The 16,995-nt window shown below is 48.8% G+C and carries 15 protein-coding genes and 1 pseudogene; 12 read left to right on the top strand and 4 right to left on the bottom strand.

What is annotated here, in order from left to right:
• From Q0274_RS07085 to Q0274_RS07070, 4 genes are all read right to left on the bottom strand, one after another.
• Positions 1-1,172, bottom strand: a 1,172-nt coding sequence (locus Q0274_RS07085; RefSeq protein WP_298028515.1) for an HD domain-containing protein, incomplete at its 3' end; no start/stop codon positions are given.
• Entirely contained in the window at positions 1,150-1,368 is a 219-nt protein-coding gene (locus Q0274_RS07080; protein ID WP_005872285.1) for a DNA-directed RNA polymerase subunit omega, read from the bottom strand. The genes Q0274_RS07085 and Q0274_RS07080, both read right to left, overlap by 23 nt.
• A 23-nt stretch (positions 1,369-1,391) precedes the next feature.
• Positions 1,392-2,111, bottom strand: a complete 720-nt coding sequence (gene pyrH, locus Q0274_RS07075; RefSeq protein ID WP_005872284.1) for a UMP kinase — start codon at positions 2,109-2,111, stop codon at positions 1,392-1,394.
• Between the two features lie 64 nt (positions 2,112-2,175).
• Positions 2,176-3,519, bottom strand: a complete 1,344-nt coding sequence (locus Q0274_RS07070) for an apolipoprotein N-acyltransferase (protein WP_298028514.1) — start codon at positions 3,517-3,519, stop codon at positions 2,176-2,178.
• Between Q0274_RS07070 and yajC the strand changes: the two genes are divergently transcribed.
• The 12 genes and pseudogenes from yajC (at position 3,495) to Q0274_RS07010 (ending at position 16,870) form a co-directional block, all read left to right on the top strand.
• A complete protein-coding gene (gene yajC, locus Q0274_RS07065) occupies positions 3,495-3,767 on the top strand; it encodes a preprotein translocase subunit YajC (RefSeq protein WP_005872282.1) in 273 nt (90 codons plus the stop codon). The two genes, Q0274_RS07070 and yajC, sit on opposite strands and share 25 nt — an antisense overlap.
• A complete protein-coding gene (secD, locus tag Q0274_RS07060; protein WP_298028513.1) occupies positions 3,757-5,358 on the top strand; it encodes a protein translocase subunit SecD in 1,602 nt (533 codons plus the stop codon). Before yajC ends, secD begins: the two co-directional genes overlap by 11 nt.
• The gene (gene secF / locus Q0274_RS07055; protein ID WP_298028512.1) at positions 5,345-6,313 is read left to right on the top strand and encodes a protein translocase subunit SecF; all 969 of its coding nucleotides are present in this window, start codon (positions 5,345-5,347) and stop codon (positions 6,311-6,313) included. The genes secD and secF overlap by 14 nt, the downstream gene beginning before the upstream one ends.
• A 9-nt stretch (positions 6,314-6,322) precedes the next feature.
• Positions 6,323-6,664 carry a DUF6394 family protein gene (locus Q0274_RS07050; RefSeq protein ID WP_005872279.1) on the top strand — a complete coding sequence of 114 codons (342 nt, stop codon included), beginning with the start codon at positions 6,323-6,325 and terminating at the stop codon, positions 6,662-6,664.
• A gap of 9 nt (positions 6,665-6,673) precedes the next feature.
• Positions 6,674-9,121, top strand: a complete 2,448-nt coding sequence (gene leuS / locus Q0274_RS07045) for a leucine--tRNA ligase (RefSeq protein ID WP_298028511.1) — start codon at positions 6,674-6,676, stop codon at positions 9,119-9,121.
• 6 nt (positions 9,122-9,127) lie between these two features.
• The gene (gene lptE, locus Q0274_RS07040) at positions 9,128-9,667 is read left to right on the top strand and encodes an LPS assembly lipoprotein LptE (RefSeq protein ID WP_298028510.1); all 540 of its coding nucleotides are present in this window, start codon (positions 9,128-9,130) and stop codon (positions 9,665-9,667) included.
• Between the two features lie 37 nt (positions 9,668-9,704).
• Positions 9,705-9,899, top strand: a pseudogene (locus tag Q0274_RS11115) (bifunctional folylpolyglutamate synthase/dihydrofolate synthase); the annotation flags it as partial.
• A 1,336-nt stretch (positions 9,900-11,235) separates the two neighbouring features.
• Positions 11,236-12,129 carry a M23 family metallopeptidase gene (locus Q0274_RS07030; protein WP_291935989.1) on the top strand — a complete coding sequence of 298 codons (894 nt, stop codon included), beginning with the start codon at positions 11,236-11,238 and terminating at the stop codon, positions 12,127-12,129.
• The gene (locus Q0274_RS07025) at positions 12,129-15,089 is read left to right on the top strand and encodes a DEAD/DEAH box helicase (RefSeq protein ID WP_298028508.1); all 2,961 of its coding nucleotides are present in this window, start codon (positions 12,129-12,131) and stop codon (positions 15,087-15,089) included. Before Q0274_RS07030 ends, Q0274_RS07025 begins: the two co-directional genes overlap by 1 nt.
• Complete coding sequence (locus tag Q0274_RS07020; RefSeq protein WP_298028507.1) at positions 15,073-16,053, top strand: ATP-binding protein; 981 nt, start codon at positions 15,073-15,075, stop codon at positions 16,051-16,053. The genes Q0274_RS07025 and Q0274_RS07020 overlap by 17 nt, the downstream gene beginning before the upstream one ends.
• On the top strand, positions 16,050-16,175 hold the full coding sequence (locus Q0274_RS07015; RefSeq protein ID WP_298028506.1) for a hypothetical protein: 126 nt from the start codon (positions 16,050-16,052) through the stop codon (positions 16,173-16,175). Before Q0274_RS07020 ends, Q0274_RS07015 begins: the two co-directional genes overlap by 4 nt.
• On the top strand, positions 16,172-16,870 hold the full coding sequence (locus tag Q0274_RS07010; RefSeq protein WP_298028505.1) for a 3-methyladenine DNA glycosylase: 699 nt from the start codon (positions 16,172-16,174) through the stop codon (positions 16,868-16,870). Before Q0274_RS07015 ends, Q0274_RS07010 begins: the two co-directional genes overlap by 4 nt.
• Positions 16,871-16,995: the final 125 nt, after the last annotated feature.

Below are 16,995 nucleotides of genomic sequence, written 5' to 3'. Positions count from 1 at the left end.
TCCTGCATGCCGATGTCGTTTAGCCAATCAAGCTTCGGATTGATCGAGCCGCTATATTTATATTTCCAGTGAGCGGCGACACCGAATTCTGCGGTGTTATGCATATCGAAGGTGCGGATCTGCACCTCTACGATCATACTTTCGTTAAAGACTGTCGTGTGGATCGTCTGGTAGCCGTTTTGCTTCGGAAGCGCGATATAATCCTTAAAGCGTGAGATCAGCGGATTAAATTTAGTATGGATGATGCCAAGAGCCAAGTAGCAATCCATCGGCTTTTGCACGATGATGCGGATAGCCAAAAGATCAAGTACCTCCTCGATCGAAATTCCTTTGCGCTGCATCTTTAAAAAGATCGAGTAGTAGTGCTTCATCCGCTTTTGGATCTCAAAGCTGCCCTCGCTAAAGCCGTTTGAGAGCATATACTCTTTGATCTTTTCGCTAAATTTGCTCAAGCTCATCTGAAGCTGCTGCTTATGCTCCTCGACGTAATCGGCGATCGCCGAATACTCTTTAGGCATGACGTATTTGAAGCTAAGATCTTCAAGCACGTTTTTGATCGATGAAATTCCAAGCCTGTGCGCGATCGGCGCGTAAACCAAAAGCGTCTCCTCGCCGATACGTTTTTGCTTATCGGGGCGAAGTGCGTCTAGGGTAAGCATATTGTGCAGCCTATCGCAGAGCTTTACGACTAGGACGCGCTGATCGTTAATGGAGATCATTAGCATCCTGCGGAAGGTAAGCGCCGTGGTGCGAAGCTTGGCGTTGCTATCGCCGGATGGAGCTAATTTATCCTCTCTAATGTTTACGATTTTAGTAAGCCCTTCTACGATCTTGGCTACTTCGTCGCCGAATCTTTGTCTAACCTGCTCGATGCTGTAATCTGTATCCTCTACTACGTCGTGTAGTAGCGCAGATATCACCATCGCGTCGTCTCCACCCATAAAAGATACGAAGCAAGCTACCAAAATCGGATGGATCGCATACGGCTCGCCGCTTTTGCGAAACTGCCCGTCGTGCTGCGCGATGCATAAATTTATAGCATCCACTAGCAGCGGAGTGGGCTCTTTTAGATTATAAAGCAGCTGCTTGGCGCTTTGAATGTCTTTGGTATCGACGACATCGTCGATGAGACTTTCTAGGAAGTTATCATTAATCCTTGTCAACGATTCCATCTAATGCGATCTTACCTTCGGCTAGTTCCAAGATTGCTATATCGGCAAATTTCATCCTGCGAGTATCTACGTTATCTATTAACGGCGGTTCGCCCGCAGCTAGCTGCTCGGCGCGTTTGCTTATCATCAAAGATAGCTTATATCGGTCTCCGCCCGTTACTTTTAACGCTTTGGCTACAATTTGTTCGGTTCTCATCAATTCTCCTTAAATTTAAAATTTCAGTTTTTTACGATCGAGCAGGAGCTTAGATCTCCGCCATCGACGATTTTGTATAAATTTCCGCTCTTAAACATATTGCATACGATGATCGGAAGCGCATTATCCTTGGCAAGCGCGATAGCCGTATCGTCCATCACCCTGATGTTGTCGTGCAGGGCTTGATCGTAAGTGACTTTGGAAAGCAATTTAGCGTCTTTAAATTTTTGCGGATCCTTGTCGTAGATCCCCATCACTTTGGTAGCTTTTATGATAGCGTCGGCTCCGATCTCGATCGCGCGGAGAGTACCCGCAGTATCGGTCGTGAAGAATGGATTTCCGGTGCCCGCGGCAAAGATCACGACGCGACCTTTTTCGAGGTGCCTTTTGGCGCGGCCGATGATGAAGGTCTCGCAGATCGCTTCCATCTTTATCGCGCTTTGTACGCGCACATCCATGCCTGCGTATTCTAGCGCTTCTCTCATCGCTATTGCGTTGATGACGGTCGCTAGCATGCCCATATGATCGCCGCTGGTGCGTTTGATGATACCGCTAGCTGCGGCGCTTACGCCTCTTATGATATTGCCGCCGCCGATTACGATGCCTACTTCGATGCCGCCTTCTACGAGCTGCTTGATCTCTTTGGCGATAAATTTTAAAATTTCGCTGTCGATCCCAAAGCCGTTCTCTCCCGCTAGCGCTTCACCCGAAAATTTTACGAGTATGCGATTGTATTTAGCCATAAATTTAGCTCCTAATAAAATTTTAAAATATTACCCAAAAGTCGTTTAAAAATAACTTTTTAGGCTATTTTAGATGATCTTTAAGGCGGTTTATCCAGATCTTTTTCGGAGCGATTATCTCGCTAGCGCTGCCGTTTACGGCGTGATAAATCAATGTGCCGTGCAAGCTCGCGTAGTAGCGGATTATGAGGCGCTGCAAATAAGGCTCGTAGCTCGGCACGAACCAGCCGTTGTTGCTGATCGCTACGACGTATTTGGGCGAGCCCTCGTAAAGCTCTGCGCGCGTAGCCTCGTAGCAAACGGCGCTTCTTACGCTTCGCCCGCCAAGCTCGTAGTCGCTAAAGCCGCTAGCTGTGGAAAAATCGGTCGCGCCGCCTAGCAGCACGCGGTTGATGAAATTTCGCGCAAATTCCGGCAGCGGCACCATTTCGCCAAACGGCACCAAAATGTGCTTATCGAAGCGCTTCATTTCCCCGTTCGCAAAAAGATAGGCGCTGTTGTAAAATTTCCCGTTCTCATACGCTTCCGCGCCCGCTACGATAGTAATTGCGCGCGATTTTTCCTTTAAAGCTTCAACTAGCACGTTTTCTAAATTTAGCGGCATCGCGAAGGCGCTTTCGGGCAAGATTATCGCGTCTTGTCCCTCTGCGATCGCCTCATCAATCCGAGCCAAATTTGCCAACGCGGCGGACAAAATTTTATCTTTCGCCCAGATGTCGTGCTGCGAAATGTCGGTGTTTGCGAGTGAAATTTTAATCGGTAGCGGCGTGGGCTCTTTTTGGCTGAATTGCAGCGCGCAGATCAAAAACGCCGTGAAAATTAGGGCGTTAAGCTTAGCCGCCGCGCCGCGTCCGCGTAGATACAAAATCGCGCAAAGCCCCGCTAAAATCAGAGCCAGCGCGCTAAGATCGGCTCTGAAAATTCCATGACTTAGCAGCAGTTCAAAATTTAGCCAATCAAAGCCGAAAGGATGGATAAATTTTAGAATTAAAAGGCACGCAGCGCGCAAAACCGGCGCGTCAAAGATCGCAAAGATGCGGAAAATAAAGGCATAAACGAGGCAAATTCCAAGAATTTCAAGCGGGATCAAAAACGCAAGATCGAAATAGATCAGACTGAAGCTGATCCAGTGCATCCACAGCGCGCCGATAAAAAATCCGCACCAAAACCACTCCGCCTTGCTTGCTTTTAGCAGATAAAAAAGCGCCGCTATCGCAATTAGAGGCGAGAAAAATTCCGCCGCCAAAGCAGCCAAGCCGTCAAATTTAGAGCTTAAAATTTCTACGAAAATAAAATTTGAAAGCGCAAGGGCAAGAACAAAGCCTTTATTTATGTAACTTAATGTAAAATAGCTACTTTTTAAATTTCTAATGAAGGAAACACATGGAACAAGGAAATTTCTTTGCATCAATCCTGCCTATCGTCGTAATCTTTGCGATTATGTATTTTTTGATTATCAGACCGCAGCAAAAGCAGGCCAAGGATCATAAAGCGATGGTCGATGCGCTCGGCAAAGGCGATAAGATCATAACTAGCGGTGGCATAAAATGCACGGTCGTGAAAACAAACAATGATTTTATCACAGTTAAGCTTAACGATGAGGTCATGGTTGAGCTGGATAAACAATTTGTGGCAAGAAAATTAGATGAGCAGTAAAATTTCATACCGTCTGCTGATCTTTTTAGCTGCGGTTATTTTTTCGGCGATTTTTGCCGCGCCTTCGATCTTTCAGACCGAAAAGGGAAGCAAGATAAACTTGGGTTTGGATCTGCAAGGTGGCCTGCATATGCTTTTGGAAGTTCAAAGCGACGAGGCGGTCGTTTCTAAGATCAAATCGATCGCCGCGAGCGTCAATTATGCCGCCAAGCGCGACGATCTACTAATGGACGGGCTAAAATTGGAAGGCGATTCGTTTGAGTTTGAAATTTTAGACGCGGACGAGGCTTCTAAATTTGATGCGATTTTGCATAGCGCCGCAAGCGGATTAGACATTCAAAAATCTGGCGAAAAATACCGCGTCACGCTAACGCCCGAGGAGGTCGAAGCGACTAAAAAATACGCGATTGAACAGGCTGTAGAAACTATCCGCAACCGCTTGGATCAATTCGGACTTGCGGAGCCTACGGTAGCAAAGCAGGGCGAGAGTTATATTTTGGTTGAGCTTCCGGGCGTCAAAAGTGCAGCTGATGAGCAACGCGCCAAGGATTTGATCGCCAAAGCGGCTCACTTGCAGCTTATGGCAGTGGACGATGTGCGCCAAGACCGCGCGCAGACTATCAGCGCAGCGGATGCTAGAGCTTACGGCGACGTGATCTACCCGGACGTTAAAAATCCGAATTACAAGTATCTCATAAACGAAATTCCAGTGCTAGACGGCGCGATGCTAGTCGATGCGAAGGTCGCTTTCGATCAGCACACCAACCAGCCGATCATAAATTTTACGCTGAACTCTCAAGGCGCTCAAATTTTTGGCGATTTTACTGGTAAAAATGTCGGTAAGCGCCTTGCGATCGTGCTTGATGGCAAGGTTTACTCCGCGCCGCGCATAAACGAGCGTATCGGCGGTGGCAGCGGTCAGATCAGCGGCGGATTTAGCGTCGAGGAGGCGCACGACGTAGCGATTGCGCTTAGAAGCGGCGCGCTTTTGGCTCCGGTTAAAGTCTCAGAAACGCGCAGCATCGGCCCTAGCCTAGGACAAGATAGCATCGATAAAAGTATGGCAGCGCTAAGCCTTGCAGCGGTTGCGATTTTGATCTTTATGATTTTATACTATGGCGTAGCGGGGCTTTTTGCCGATATCGCGCTTGTAGTAAATATTTTATTTTTGATCGCTTGTATGGCGCTTTTTGGTGCAACATTAACGCTTCCTGGAATGGCGGGAATCGTGCTAACTATCGGAATGGCCGTGGATGCGAACGTAATCATTAATGAGCGCGTTAGAGAGGTGCTAAGGACGGGAGTTTCAATCCGCCAAAGTATAAATAAAGGCTATGAAAATGCGATGAGCGCGATCGTGGATTCAAATATCACTACGCTAATTACTTCCGCTGCGCTTTATGCTTACGGCACGGGTCCGGTAAAGGGCTTTGCCGTCACGATGAGCATCGGTATCGTAGCGTCGATGATAACAGCGATTTTGGGCACTCACGGAATGTTTGAGTTAGTAATGGATAAGATGGAAAAGAGCAAAAATACCGCGCTTTGGCTCGGTTATAAATTAAGAGGAGGCGCAAATGCAAGTGTTTGATAAGGGCAAAATTTATGATTTTATGAAATTTAGATATTTTACCTTTGCACTTTCTGCTGTTTTGATAATAGGCTCTATTGCGCTATTTTTCATTAAAGGTGTCAGCTACGGCATCGATTTTAGCGGTGGTACACTCATTCAGGTTAAATATGACGCTAAAGCACCGCTTGATGAGATCAGAAAGCGCTTCGAAGCGGCAAATTTAGGTAATATCAACGTTACGGAATTCGGCAGCGATCAAGAAGTTACGATTAGATATTCAGGCGCTGCGAGCGAACTGGGTGATAATCCCGCTTTAGCGGCACAAAAAATTTTGCAAGGGAGTGGAAACTTCGACATTCGCAAGGTCGATATCGTAGGTCCTAAAGTCGGCGAGGAGCTTCGTACAAACGGAATTTTAGCGGTATGCGTATCGTTTGCGCTCATTTTGGTTTATATCACCCTGCGGTTTGAGTGGAGATTTGCGGTCGCCGCAGTGCTATCGGATCTGCATGACGTCGTAGTTGCTGTAGGTGCGATGATTTTAGCCGGCGTGGATTTCAACCTTGAAATTCTAGCTGCACTGCTAACTATAATGGGCTACTCACTTAACGATACCATCGTTGTTTTCGATAGAATTCGAGAAGGAGTAAAAGATAGCAAATCGATTAAGCTTGACGAGGTTATAAATGAATCAATCTCTCACACACTATCGCGCACGCTGCTTACTTCGCTTACGACTCTCATCGTCATCGTGATTTTATTCGTTTGGGGCGGCGAGATGATCCACGGCTTTAGCTTCGTGATGCTAATAGGCGTCATAGCAGGAACTTTCAGCTCCGTATTTGTAGCTGCTCCGATGCTGATTTTGTTTAAATTTAATGTCGAGAAATACCGCGCGTTTTTGGCTGAAAAACAGCGTCGTATCAAAGAGAAAGAAAAGAATCGCGCCATGTATGAAAAAGGCACGGTGTAAGGATAAAAGATGAACTGGGGAAGGGTAATTTACATATTTTTTGCGCTGATGAGTATGACTACGATAGGCGGGTTTTTGTATGAGAAGAATGAAATTTTACTTTTCATAGCAACCAGCGTGAATGCAGTCTCGACGCTTTTGAAGGTAGGCGTACGAAATATGCTAGCAGCCGAGCTTTTTGCAAGCTCGCTCGTAGCGGATCTGCATCTCATACCGGCGTTCGTTTTGATTGTAGTAGCGCCGGGAGATTTGTCGATCGTGACCTCGCTTGCTATCGGCGCGCTACTTGCAAACTTTTTCTCGCTAATTTTAATAGCGATCGAATCGGCAAAAACTAAAGACGAATTCTAGGAGCGCAGAATGCCTTACGATAGTAAAAGTATTGAGCTTAAATGGCAGAAAATTTGGGACGAAGAGGGAGTTTTCGAGCCTAAGGACGATTATAGCCTGCCTAAAAAATATATCCTTTCGATGTTTCCCTACCCAAGCGGCCGCATCCACATGGGGCATGTACGAAACTACAGCATCGGCGACGCTTTGAGCCGATACTACAGGCTGCGCGGATACAACGTGCTTCAGCCGATCGGCTTTGATAGCTTCGGCATGCCTGCGGAAAATGCGGCGATCAAACACGGCATTCACCCTAAAACTTGGACTTATGAAAATATCGATTATATGAAAAACGAGCTGCACCGCCTGGGCTTTAGCTTTTCAGCTCGTCGCATGCTCGCCACCTCCGATCCGCTTTATACGCGCTGGGAGCAGGAATTTTTCATCAAGCTTTTTGAAAAAGGGCTCATTTATAGAAAAAGCGCCGTGGTAAATTGGTGCGAACACGATCAGACGGTGCTTGCCAACGAGCAGGTCGAGGAGGGCAGGTGCTGGCGTTGCGGCAACGAGGTCGTGCAAAAGCAGATGCCGGGATATTATCTAAAAATCACCGCCTATGCGCAGGAGCTTTTGGATTGCCTAAAGCAGCTTGAGGGCAAATGGCCCGCTCAGGTGCTTACGATGCAGGAAAACTGGATCGGGCGCAGCGAAGGTTTGGAATTTAGCTTTAAATTTGACGAGCAAAGCAGCGCCAAGCTTGGCGGCATCGAGGGCTTTAAGGTTTTTACGACGCGCCCCGATACGATCTACGGCATGAGCTACGCGGCGGTCGCGCCGGAGCACGAGGTCGTAAAGAGGCTTTTGGATAATAATTTACTTGACGCCGAAGCTGCGGCGAAGGTGAGGGAAATTTTAAATCAAAGCCCGCGCGAGCGCCAAGCAAGAGATAAAGACGGCGTGAGCCTCGGGATCAGCGTGCTTCATCCGCTAAGCGGCAAAGAAATCCCCGTTTGGACTGCAAATTTCGTCCTAGCAGAATACGGCGGTGGCGCGGTTATGGCTGTGCCTGCGCACGACGAACGAGATTTCGAGTTTGCGAAGAAATTTAACCTGCCGATCATTCAAAGTATTGCTCCTAAAAGCGGCGATTACGACGCTAGCAAGGCTTACGTCGAGCCTGGAATTTTAATAAATTCCGCGGAATTTAGCGGCATGGATAGCGAGAAAGCAAAAAGTGCCGTCATTTCAAAATTTGAAGAGCTAGGGCTCGGACGCCGCGTGGTAAATTTTAAACTGCGCGATTGGGGAGTGAGCCGCCAGCGTTACTGGGGCGCGCCGATACCTATGATCCACTGTCCAAAATGCGGGCTGGTAAGCGAGGAAATTTCAAATCTGCCCGTAGAGCTTCCGCAGGATATTAAGATCACCGGCAAGGGCAATCCGCTCGACGCGCATCCTAGCTGGAAGTTTTGCAAATGCCCTAAATGCGGCGGCAACGCGGTGCGCGAGACCGACACGCTCGATACATTTTTTGAAAGCTCGTGGTATTTCGCGCGCTACGCAAGCGACGAGCGGACGTGGCAGCAGCGGGCGTTTGACGAGCAAAGCGTGAATTACTGGATGAATGTCGATCAGTATATCGGCGGCATCGAGCACGCGATTTTGCACCTTTTATATGCAAGGTTTTTCCAAAAGGCTCTTCGTGACATAGGCTATCTGCGCGATAGTGAGCCGTTTGAGCGGCTGTTAACTCAGGGCATGGTGCTAAAAGATGGCGCAAAGATGAGCAAAAGCAAGGGAAACACCGTCGATCCCGACGACATTATCGAGACCTACGGCGCCGATACGGCGAGACTTTTTATACTTTTTGCCGCGCCTCCTCAAAAAGAGCTTGAGTGGAACGACAGCGCGGTAGAGGGCGCGTATAAATTTCTTAGCCGTCTCTACGATCGCGCCGAAAACGCCTACGCTACTGATAAAATTCCGCAGATCGACCACGCCGCTTTAAATAAAGAGGAAAAATACGCCCGCCTCAAAGTTTACGAGGCGCTTAAGAAATCACAGCAGGTTTATGAGAGCAGCTTTGCTTTCAATACCTTAATCGCCGCGTGTATGGAGGCGCTAAATGCGCTAAATGCGCAGAGCAACAAAGACGTATTTACCGAGGGTTACTTTGTGATTTTAAACCTACTAGAGCCTATAGTGCCGCACATCTGCGCCGAGCTTAGCGAGAGGTTGTTTGGGCGGGCGAATTTTTGCGAGCTGAGAGTTTGCGAAGAGGTCTTTGAGAGCGATACGATCAAGCTTGCCGTCACGATTAACGGCAAAAAACGCGCCGAGTTTGAAGCGGGCGCGAGCCTAAGCGAGGGCGAAATTTTAAGCCTTGCGAAGCAGAACTGCGCCAAATGGCTAGAGGGCAAGAGCGTCGTAAAAGAAATTTACGTTAAAAACAAGCTTGTAAATTTGGTGATAAAGTAGGCGAAGATGAGAAAAGCTTTAACCGTTTTTTGTTTGATTTTTTTAATCGGCTGCGGCTACAAGCCCGTTTCAAGGATTGCAAAAGAGACGATGAGCGGAAGCGTATTTGTGGATGTGATGATGAGCAAGACCGATCCGCAAAACACCGTCGCGATCAAAGATGCGATCAGGCAGGGTATAGTCCAGCGCCTAGGGATGAGCCTTGCGGATAAAAACTCGGCGCAGACGATCGTAGTAGCGAGCATAAAAAGCCTAAGTTTTAGCGAGCTTTCATACGATCAGTTCGGCTATGTCACTAGCTACCGTGCAAATCTTGTCGTAAATTTTAGCACCAAGCTTAAAAACGGCGAGGTTTTCAGCAAGGATTGCGTGGGCGATTACGATTTTAAAGTTAGCCGCCTAGTCAAAAATAGCTACGATACGAGCTCGATCATTAGCGATAAGGACCGCTACAAGGCGATCGAAAATGCCTCCGCGCAGGCGTTTGACGAGTTTATTTCGGCGCTTGCGATTAGGGGATTCAGACTTGAGCGGGCGCAGCATTAAAGAATTTTTGCAAAATCGCCCGATTTATTACAAAAAAATCGACTATGAGCGCTTCCCGCGGGCGTATGCTGCCATTAAAGATAAAATTCCGCTCAAAAACGTCATTCAAATCATCGGCACCAACGGCAAGGGCAGCACCGGGCGATTTTTGGCTAACGCGATCGCCGCAGCGGGCTTTAGCGTCGGGCACTACACCAGCCCGCACGTTTTTAAGCTCAACGAGCGCATCTATCTAGGCGGACGCATCGCGCAAAGTCCTGTTTTTGAGTTAAATTCAGGCGCTTCAAATTTTAAAAACGAGCAAAATTCCGCTTCGGCGTCAAATTTTACGGAAAAACAAAATTCCGTAAAGATGCAAAATTTTGCGAGCGGAGAAAATTCCGCCTCTCAAATTTCTATTTCTAATTTGCAAAATTCCGCCACGCAGGATTTACATAGCGAGCAGAATTCCGCCATGCAAAACTCTGTTTATACCACGCAAAATTTTTATAGCGAGCAGAATTTTATCGCGCGAAATTCCATAGATACGCGGAATTCTGCTTCTACGCAAAATTTATGGAATTCGCAAGATCTCAAATCGCCGTCTGAGCAAAATTTTAAATCTCCGCTAAGATCAAATTTTAAATCCGCTCAAAGCTCGCTTCCCATTTCGCTAGGGCGCGATGCTACGGATGAGGAGCTTGATTTCGCGCATGAGTTTTTGCAAGAGAGCTTGCCCGCGGAGTTTAAAGATAGTCTGTCGTATTTCGAGTATCTCACGCTTGCGGCGGCAGTGCTTTTTAGGGATTACTGCGTGATCGAGGCTGGGATGGGCGGCGAGTTTGACGCTACGTCAAGCTTTGGGCGCACGCTGTCGCTTTTTACACCGATCGGCACCGACCATTTGGGTATGCTAGGACAAAATCTAGAGCAGATCGCCCACACTAAGCTCATTACGATGGATAAGGAAGCGATCTTAAGCGATGAGATGAGCGAGATTCCGCTTCGTATCGCGCAGCAGATCGCAGAGCAAAAAGGAACTCATTTGAGGTTTGCAGCAGAGCTTTTAAGCAAGAGCGAGCGAGCGCAGATCGTAGAGTTTTGCGCGCACAATAATCTGCCTAAATTTCAAATTTCAAATTTAGCTCTAGCGCTTGCCGCGATGAAATTTTTAAATTTGAAATTTGAAATTTCACAGCTGCCGCCTCTAAATTTACGCGGAAGGATGGAGGCTCTGGCGCCGAATTTACGCGTGGATGTCGGACACAACGAGCTTGCGGCACAGCAAGTCGCCCGCGAAATTACCGAAATCTACGGGGGCAGAAAGATCGTGCTAATTTACAATGCTTTTGCCGATAAGGACGTAGTCGCGGTGCTGCGGACTTTAGCACCCGTGGTAGAGCGCGTGGAGATTTTTAGCTACGAGGTTGCGGATCGCGAAATGGCGGCAGAGGCGATAACCCGTGCGCTTGACGCGCTTAAAATTCCGCATTCGCCGTTTCGCGGCGAGCTTAGAGCGGACGAGGAGTATTTGGTTTTCGGCTCGTTTCATTTGGTAGAAAATTTTATTTTATGGCTTGAGGCGCGCCGTGGCTAAAACTAAACTTACCCTAAGCGATCACTTTGGCACCAAGACGCTGTATTTTGGCGAAAATTTTAGATTTCAACTTAAAATTTTATCCGCGTTTTTCGTAATTTTTCTGCTCGTTTTGTTTTTTGCGATCTTTAAACTCGCTAGCGACCGCTCAAATTTAAAGGAGCTAAACAAAACCCTCTACGCCGAAAATCTCGCGCTTAAAGAGCAAAATATCGCACTTGAGGGCAAAAACGAGGAGGTACTTGCTAAGCTGGACGGACGCGAAGACGATGGGGGCGGGCTGGATAGTGATATCCAGGTAATGCTTGCGATGAATGAGATGAAAAAGGAGCGTAAAAAGGGCTCCGGCGCGCACATTGCAGCTAGCGAAAAAACGGCGAGCGCGATTCTTAGCGCTGTGCCTAACGGACTTCCGATGCAGTATCGCGGCGTTACTAGCCCTTTTGGGATGCGCACTCATCCAATCAGCGGCGTTATGAGGATGCACCACGGCATCGACTTGCGAGCGAGTGAGGGCACTCCGGTGTTTGCGACGGCAGAGGGCTTCGTGCAGTTTGCAGGCGGTAGCGGCAGCGGATATGGAATTTTAGTGATTCTATCGCACAATTACGGCTTTGAAACCCGCTACGGACACCTTAGCTCCGTGGTCGTAACGCCGGGCTCTTGGGTTAAAAAGGGCGATCTCATCGGCTATAGCGGCAACACCGGCTACAGCACCGGTCCGCACTTGCATTACGAAGTTAGGTTTTTGGCTCAAAGCGTCGATCCTGCAAATTTTATGAGCTGGAACGCGCAGAATTTCAAAAATATCTCGACCTTGGAGCCTAACGTATCGTGGCAGGAGATCGCGAACGTCGTGCAGCACCAGATCGAAAGGTTTAAATAATGCAAGCCGAGGTTTACGAATACTTTTTGCAAAACAAAAAAGAGCTTTTGATTTGCGAGGACGATAAAGAGGCTGCGGCGTGCGAGCAGGTGCTAAAATTTATGGGCTATGCGGCCTTTTGCCTGCCTGATTTTAGAGCTAGCTTCGGCGAGGATCTGCGCAGCTACATGGGCGAGCTTGCGGGCATAAGCACCGCTCTTAGCGCGTTTTATAAAGCAAGCGGTAAAAAAATTTTAATCTCGCCCGTCCGCACAATCCTAAACAAACTCCCCGCCGCAAGCCATCTGCGCCCGTTAAATATAAAATTTGGAAGCGAATTAAACTTAAGCGAACTGAAAGAGGAAATTTTACGCCTGGGATACGACGTGCGCGACATCGTCGAAAGCATGGGCGAGATGAGCTTCCGTGGCGAGATTATCGATATTTTTTCGGTAGGGAGCGAAAGCGCGGTTAGAATTCTGCTCGACGGCGAGAGGGTCGAGAGTATCAGGCGCTTTGACGTCGCGACGCAAAAAAGCGAAAAAGATGAACTTGCACAGACCGAGATAGCGCCGTTTTTGGCAAATTTAAGCGAGGACGAGTTTGAGAGCGTGAGCGAAAAGATATCGCGCGCAGATAGCGACGCGCTAGCGCGCGATCTGGGCTCGCTCGGGTTTTGGTTCATCGAGGGCTTCGTCGATTACACGGAGGCGTTTGATTGCGTCTTGCTGCACGAGATCAAAAAGGATGAAATTTTTTCCGAGCGCAATTTGGATTTTTTAGACGCGATCGAGGTACTGCCGGCGGCGCGTAAATTTAAAGACCTCGCGGTGACGCCGTCGCAGGAATTCTTTGAATTTCACCGCAGCGAGGCTATCACGCTGATCGCGCGAAACGACGCTCTGCTCGCGCCGTTTGATCTTAGCGGATTTAGCAATATCGAAATTTTACGCGAAGATTTCGTCGTAAATTTAATAAGCGCCGAGCGGATCATCCTTTCTCTAAACAAAGCGGCGCCTAAAAAGCGCGTGCGAAGATCGAGCCTGGCTCTGGATGAGCTAAACGTGGGCGATTTTGTCGTGCACGAAGATCACGGTATCGCTAAATTTAACGGGCTTGAGCTCATCGAGGTGATGGGGCGCAGCAAGGAGTTCGTATCCCTGCTCTACGAGGGCGGCGACAAGCTGCTGCTGCCGGTAGAGTATCTAAATAAGATTGATCGCTACGTCGCAAGCGGCGGCGCGGTGAGCTTGGATCATCTGGGCAGGGCGAGCTTTTCAAAAATCAAAGAGCGAGTGCGCGAAAAGCTCTTTGCGATCGCTTCAAGGATCATCGCGCTGGCTGCCAAGCGCGAGCTGGTGCGAGGGCTCGTCATCAAAAACGAAAGCGCGGATTATGCGAAATTTTTAAGCGCGAGCGGCTTTAACTACACGAGCGATCAGCAAAAGGCGGTGAGCGCGATTTTGGCGGATTTGCAAAGCGGCAAGGTGATGGACCGCCTACTTAGCGGCGACGTGGGCTTTGGAAAGACCGAAGTTGCGATGAATGCGATCTTTGCCTGCATCCGCAGCGGCCATTCGGTGCTGTTTTTCGTGCCTACGACGCTGCTTAGCTCTCAGCATTACGCCACGCTTAGCGAGCGTTTTAAGGAGTTTGAAATTCCTGTTTTCAAGCTCGATCGCTTCAGTAGCGCGAGGCAAAAGAGCGAAATTTTAAAGCGCCTGCAAAACGGCGAGGCGATCGTCGTGGTCGGCACGCACTCGCTTTTAAATTTAAACCCCGCAAATTTAGGGCTCATAATCATCGATGAGGAGCATAAATTCGGCGTTAAGCAAAAGGAGCGGCTCAAAGAGAAAAGCGCCGCCTCGCACCTACTTAGTATGTCCGCTACGCCGATACCGCGCAGCCTAAATATGGCGCTAAGCTCGATTAAAAGCTACTCCACGCTGCTTAGCCCGCCGCAGGACCGCCTGGACGTGCGCACCTTCGTCAAGCAGTGGGACGAAAAGATCATAAAAGAAGCGATCTCGCGCGAGCTGCGGCGCGGGGGGCAGATTTTTTACGTCCACAACCACATCGCGACGATGCAAAGCGCCAAAAAGAAGCTGCTTGAAATTTTGCCGAGCCTTAAAATTCTAATTTTGCACTCCAAGATCGACGCTAAAACTACGGAGGATGAAATTTTAAAATTTGTGGCGGGCGGATACGATCTGCTACTTTGCACCAGCATCGTAGAAAGCGGCATTCATATGCCGCGCGTAAATACGATAATCGTCGAAAACGCTGATAAATTCGGTATCGCCGATCTACACCAGCTGCGCGGCCGCGTCGGGCGCAGCAACAAACAGGGCTTTTGCTACTTTTTGATCGAGGATAAAACCGCTCTTACGCAGGACGCGCTAAAGCGGCTCGTAGCGCTTGAGAGCAACTCGTTTTTGGGTAGCGGCTCGGTGCTAGCGTATCACGATCTGGAGATTCGCGGCGGCGGAAACCTGCTCGGAGAGGCGCAGAGCGGGCATATCGAAGCGATTGGCTACTCGCTTTATCTAAAGATGCTAGAAGAAGAAATCGGCAAGCTGCTAAGCAGAAAGAGCGCCGCTGCGAGCGTAGAGCTTAAAATTTCCGTAAACGCCTTTTTGAACTCGGAATTTATCAGAGAGGATCGCCTACGCCTCGATCTTTACAGGCGGCTTAGCAAGTGCGCAGAGGCGAGCGAAGTGCTTGAAATTTTCGGCGAGATCGAGGATCGCTTTGGGCGCGCGGACATTTACACTAAGCAATTCATCGACGTGATGATGATTAAGGTTTTGGCCACGAAGCTTGGCTTGCGCGTGATTTCGAGCATGGACGAAAATATCTTGATCACCCTTGCAAACGGCGATAAGGTGCGATTAAAGGCACAGACGCGCGACGATGACGACGTGATAAGCGAAATTTTGATCTATCTGCGAAGGGAGCTAAAAAATGCGAACTTGCGATGAAAATATCAAAAAAAGCGCAAGCAAAAGTAGAAGCGAAGGACTAAATTTAAACGCGGCGAGCGGTTTGAATTTAGCGCCGCAAGCCGTCCTAAGAAGCGTGCAGAGCGGTGCCGGCGAGCAAATTTATTTCAGCGATTTTAGCGCGATTGATTGGGGCACGGTACAGGTCGCCGTCTTTCGCGCGAATAAAAAGGCGCTAAAGATCGTCCGTGACATCGATTTCACGGGTATTGACGCGCTTGTGGGGCTAGAGAGCCAAAAATCAGCTCTTATGAAAAACACTGACGCTTTCCTGCGCGGCGCAAGCGCCAACCACGCGCTGCTATGGGGCGAGAGCGGCTGCGGCAAATCAAGCCTTGCAAAGGCGGTTTTTTCTAAATTTATTCCGCAAGACCTTAAGATCATCGAGATCGGCAGGGACGATCTGGGCTATCTCGTGGATATAATCGACGCGATCCGCGAAACAAATTTTAAATTTATCATCTTTTGCGATGATTTGAGCTTTGAGCTCGGCGAGAGCGGCTACAAGCACCTAAAACCGCTGCTAGAAGGATCCTTAGAGCGCGCGCCGCGTAACGTGCTGATGTATGCGACGTCCAACCGCCGCCACATCGTAGGCGAATGCGCAAGCGATAACGATGTCGCGCAGGTCAGCCGCGGAGAACTGCACCTAAGCGACGCGGCGAACGAGCGAATCAGCCTGAGCGAGCGCTTCGGGCTGCAGCTAAGCTTTTACGGCGGGAGCATGCAGGAGTATTTAGGGATCGTAGATGCCTATTTTGCGGCTGCGCAAGGTATGAGCGCGGCGGAATTTCGCTTGAGCTTCGCCGCAAATTTAGATGCGTTGCACGCAAAGGCGCGGGAGTTTGCGATGCTTCGCGCAAGCCGCAGCGGCCGCGCGGCAAAGCAGTTTTTCTTGAGCTTTAGCGAAGAATTTTTTGCAAATTTAAAAGGCGGCAGATGAATACGGCGCGCGAATTTAAATTTGGCGTAAATTTTATCGCCGTGCTAGAGTGCATGCGGAAAATCGCCGTCGCCGCGCGAAATTTTAGAAACGACGCCAGAAATTTCGGAGGCGCGAGATGAGCGCGACCGAGCTTTTTATCGCGCTTTTTCGCGCCGTGAAAATCAAGGATTTTCGCTGGTGGCCAGGGTTTGGATGCTTTGAGGTGGTCGTGGGGGCGATTTTGATCCAAAATACGGCGTGGCGCAATGCCGACGCGGCGTTGCAAAACCTGCGTAGCAAGGGGCTTTTGAGCTTAGAGGGGATTGCCGGGCTAGATGAAGCGGAGCTTGCGGAGATCATTAAAGTGAGCGGATTTTATAATCAAAAAGCGAGACGCCTAAACTCGCTTTGCAAAGCTATAATCGCGGATTTTGAGAATTTTGAGAGCTTTAAAGCGGGCGTTAGCCGCGAGTGGCTGTTAGCGCGCAAGGGGATCGGCGCGGAGAGCTGCGATGCGATCCTGTGCTATGCGTGTGAGCGCGCAGTGGTGGTCGCAGACAGCTACTCGGCGCGGCTGCTCGGGGCTTTGGGCTATGAGTTTGAAAGTTACGACGAGCTTAGCGCGTGGCTCGGCGAGCTGGAATTTGAGCGGATCTATGAGTTTGTAAATTCCGCTAATTTTCCCTGCGATGCGGCGGCAAAAGCAGATAAGCTGGAGAACGAAAACGGCGCGTATGCACTATTTCACGGGCTCATAGTGGAATTTTGCAAAGCGCATTTGAAAGGTAAAATTTTCGACGAGAGCGCGAAAATAATTTTAAATGATTTGAGGTAGATATGTTTAACACTAAAATTTTAGAAAATTTAATGGTTGCTTTTTGCTTTTGTATAACGCTTGCGTTACATTTACTGATATTTAACCATTCCTTCTCACTCCAAGAAGGCTGGTGGGAAACCTAT

Source organism: uncultured Campylobacter sp., assembly GCF_937973075.1.
In the GTDB taxonomy this organism is placed as follows: Bacteria; Campylobacterota; Campylobacteria; order Campylobacterales; family Campylobacteraceae; genus Campylobacter_B.
The sequence above is the reverse complement of the archived record's forward strand: the minus strand, read 5'-3'. Positions and strand labels throughout refer to the sequence as shown.

What these genes read in the sequence shown, in the direction of transcription:
- Q0274_RS07080 (WP_005872285.1), bottom strand. Translation starts at nt 1,368, where the DNA reads ATGAGAACCGAACAAATTGTAGCCAAAGCGTTAAAAGTAACGGGCGGA.
- pyrH (WP_005872284.1), bottom strand. Translation starts at nt 2,111, where the DNA reads ATGGCTAAATACAATCGCATACTCGTAAAATTTTCGGGTGAAGCGCTA.
- yajC (WP_005872282.1), top strand. Translation starts at nt 3,495, where the DNA reads ATGGAACAAGGAAATTTCTTTGCATCAATCCTGCCTATCGTCGTAATC.
- Q0274_RS07070 (WP_298028514.1), bottom strand. Translation starts at nt 3,519, where the DNA reads ATGCAAAGAAATTTCCTTGTTCCATGTGTTTCCTTCATTAGAAATTTA.
- secD (WP_298028513.1), top strand. Translation starts at nt 3,757, where the DNA reads ATGAGCAGTAAAATTTCATACCGTCTGCTGATCTTTTTAGCTGCGGTT.
- secF (WP_298028512.1), top strand. Translation starts at nt 5,345, where the DNA reads ATGCAAGTGTTTGATAAGGGCAAAATTTATGATTTTATGAAATTTAGA.
- Q0274_RS07050 (WP_005872279.1), top strand. Translation starts at nt 6,323, where the DNA reads ATGAACTGGGGAAGGGTAATTTACATATTTTTTGCGCTGATGAGTATG.
- leuS (WP_298028511.1), top strand. Translation starts at nt 6,674, where the DNA reads ATGCCTTACGATAGTAAAAGTATTGAGCTTAAATGGCAGAAAATTTGG.
- lptE (WP_298028510.1), top strand. Translation starts at nt 9,128, where the DNA reads ATGAGAAAAGCTTTAACCGTTTTTTGTTTGATTTTTTTAATCGGCTGC.
- Q0274_RS07025 (WP_298028508.1), top strand. Translation starts at nt 12,129, where the DNA reads ATGCAAGCCGAGGTTTACGAATACTTTTTGCAAAACAAAAAAGAGCTT.
- Q0274_RS07020 (WP_298028507.1), top strand. Translation starts at nt 15,073, where the DNA reads ATGCGAACTTGCGATGAAAATATCAAAAAAAGCGCAAGCAAAAGTAGA.
- Q0274_RS07015 (WP_298028506.1), top strand. Translation starts at nt 16,050, where the DNA reads ATGAATACGGCGCGCGAATTTAAATTTGGCGTAAATTTTATCGCCGTG.
- Q0274_RS07010 (WP_298028505.1), top strand. Translation starts at nt 16,172, where the DNA reads ATGAGCGCGACCGAGCTTTTTATCGCGCTTTTTCGCGCCGTGAAAATC.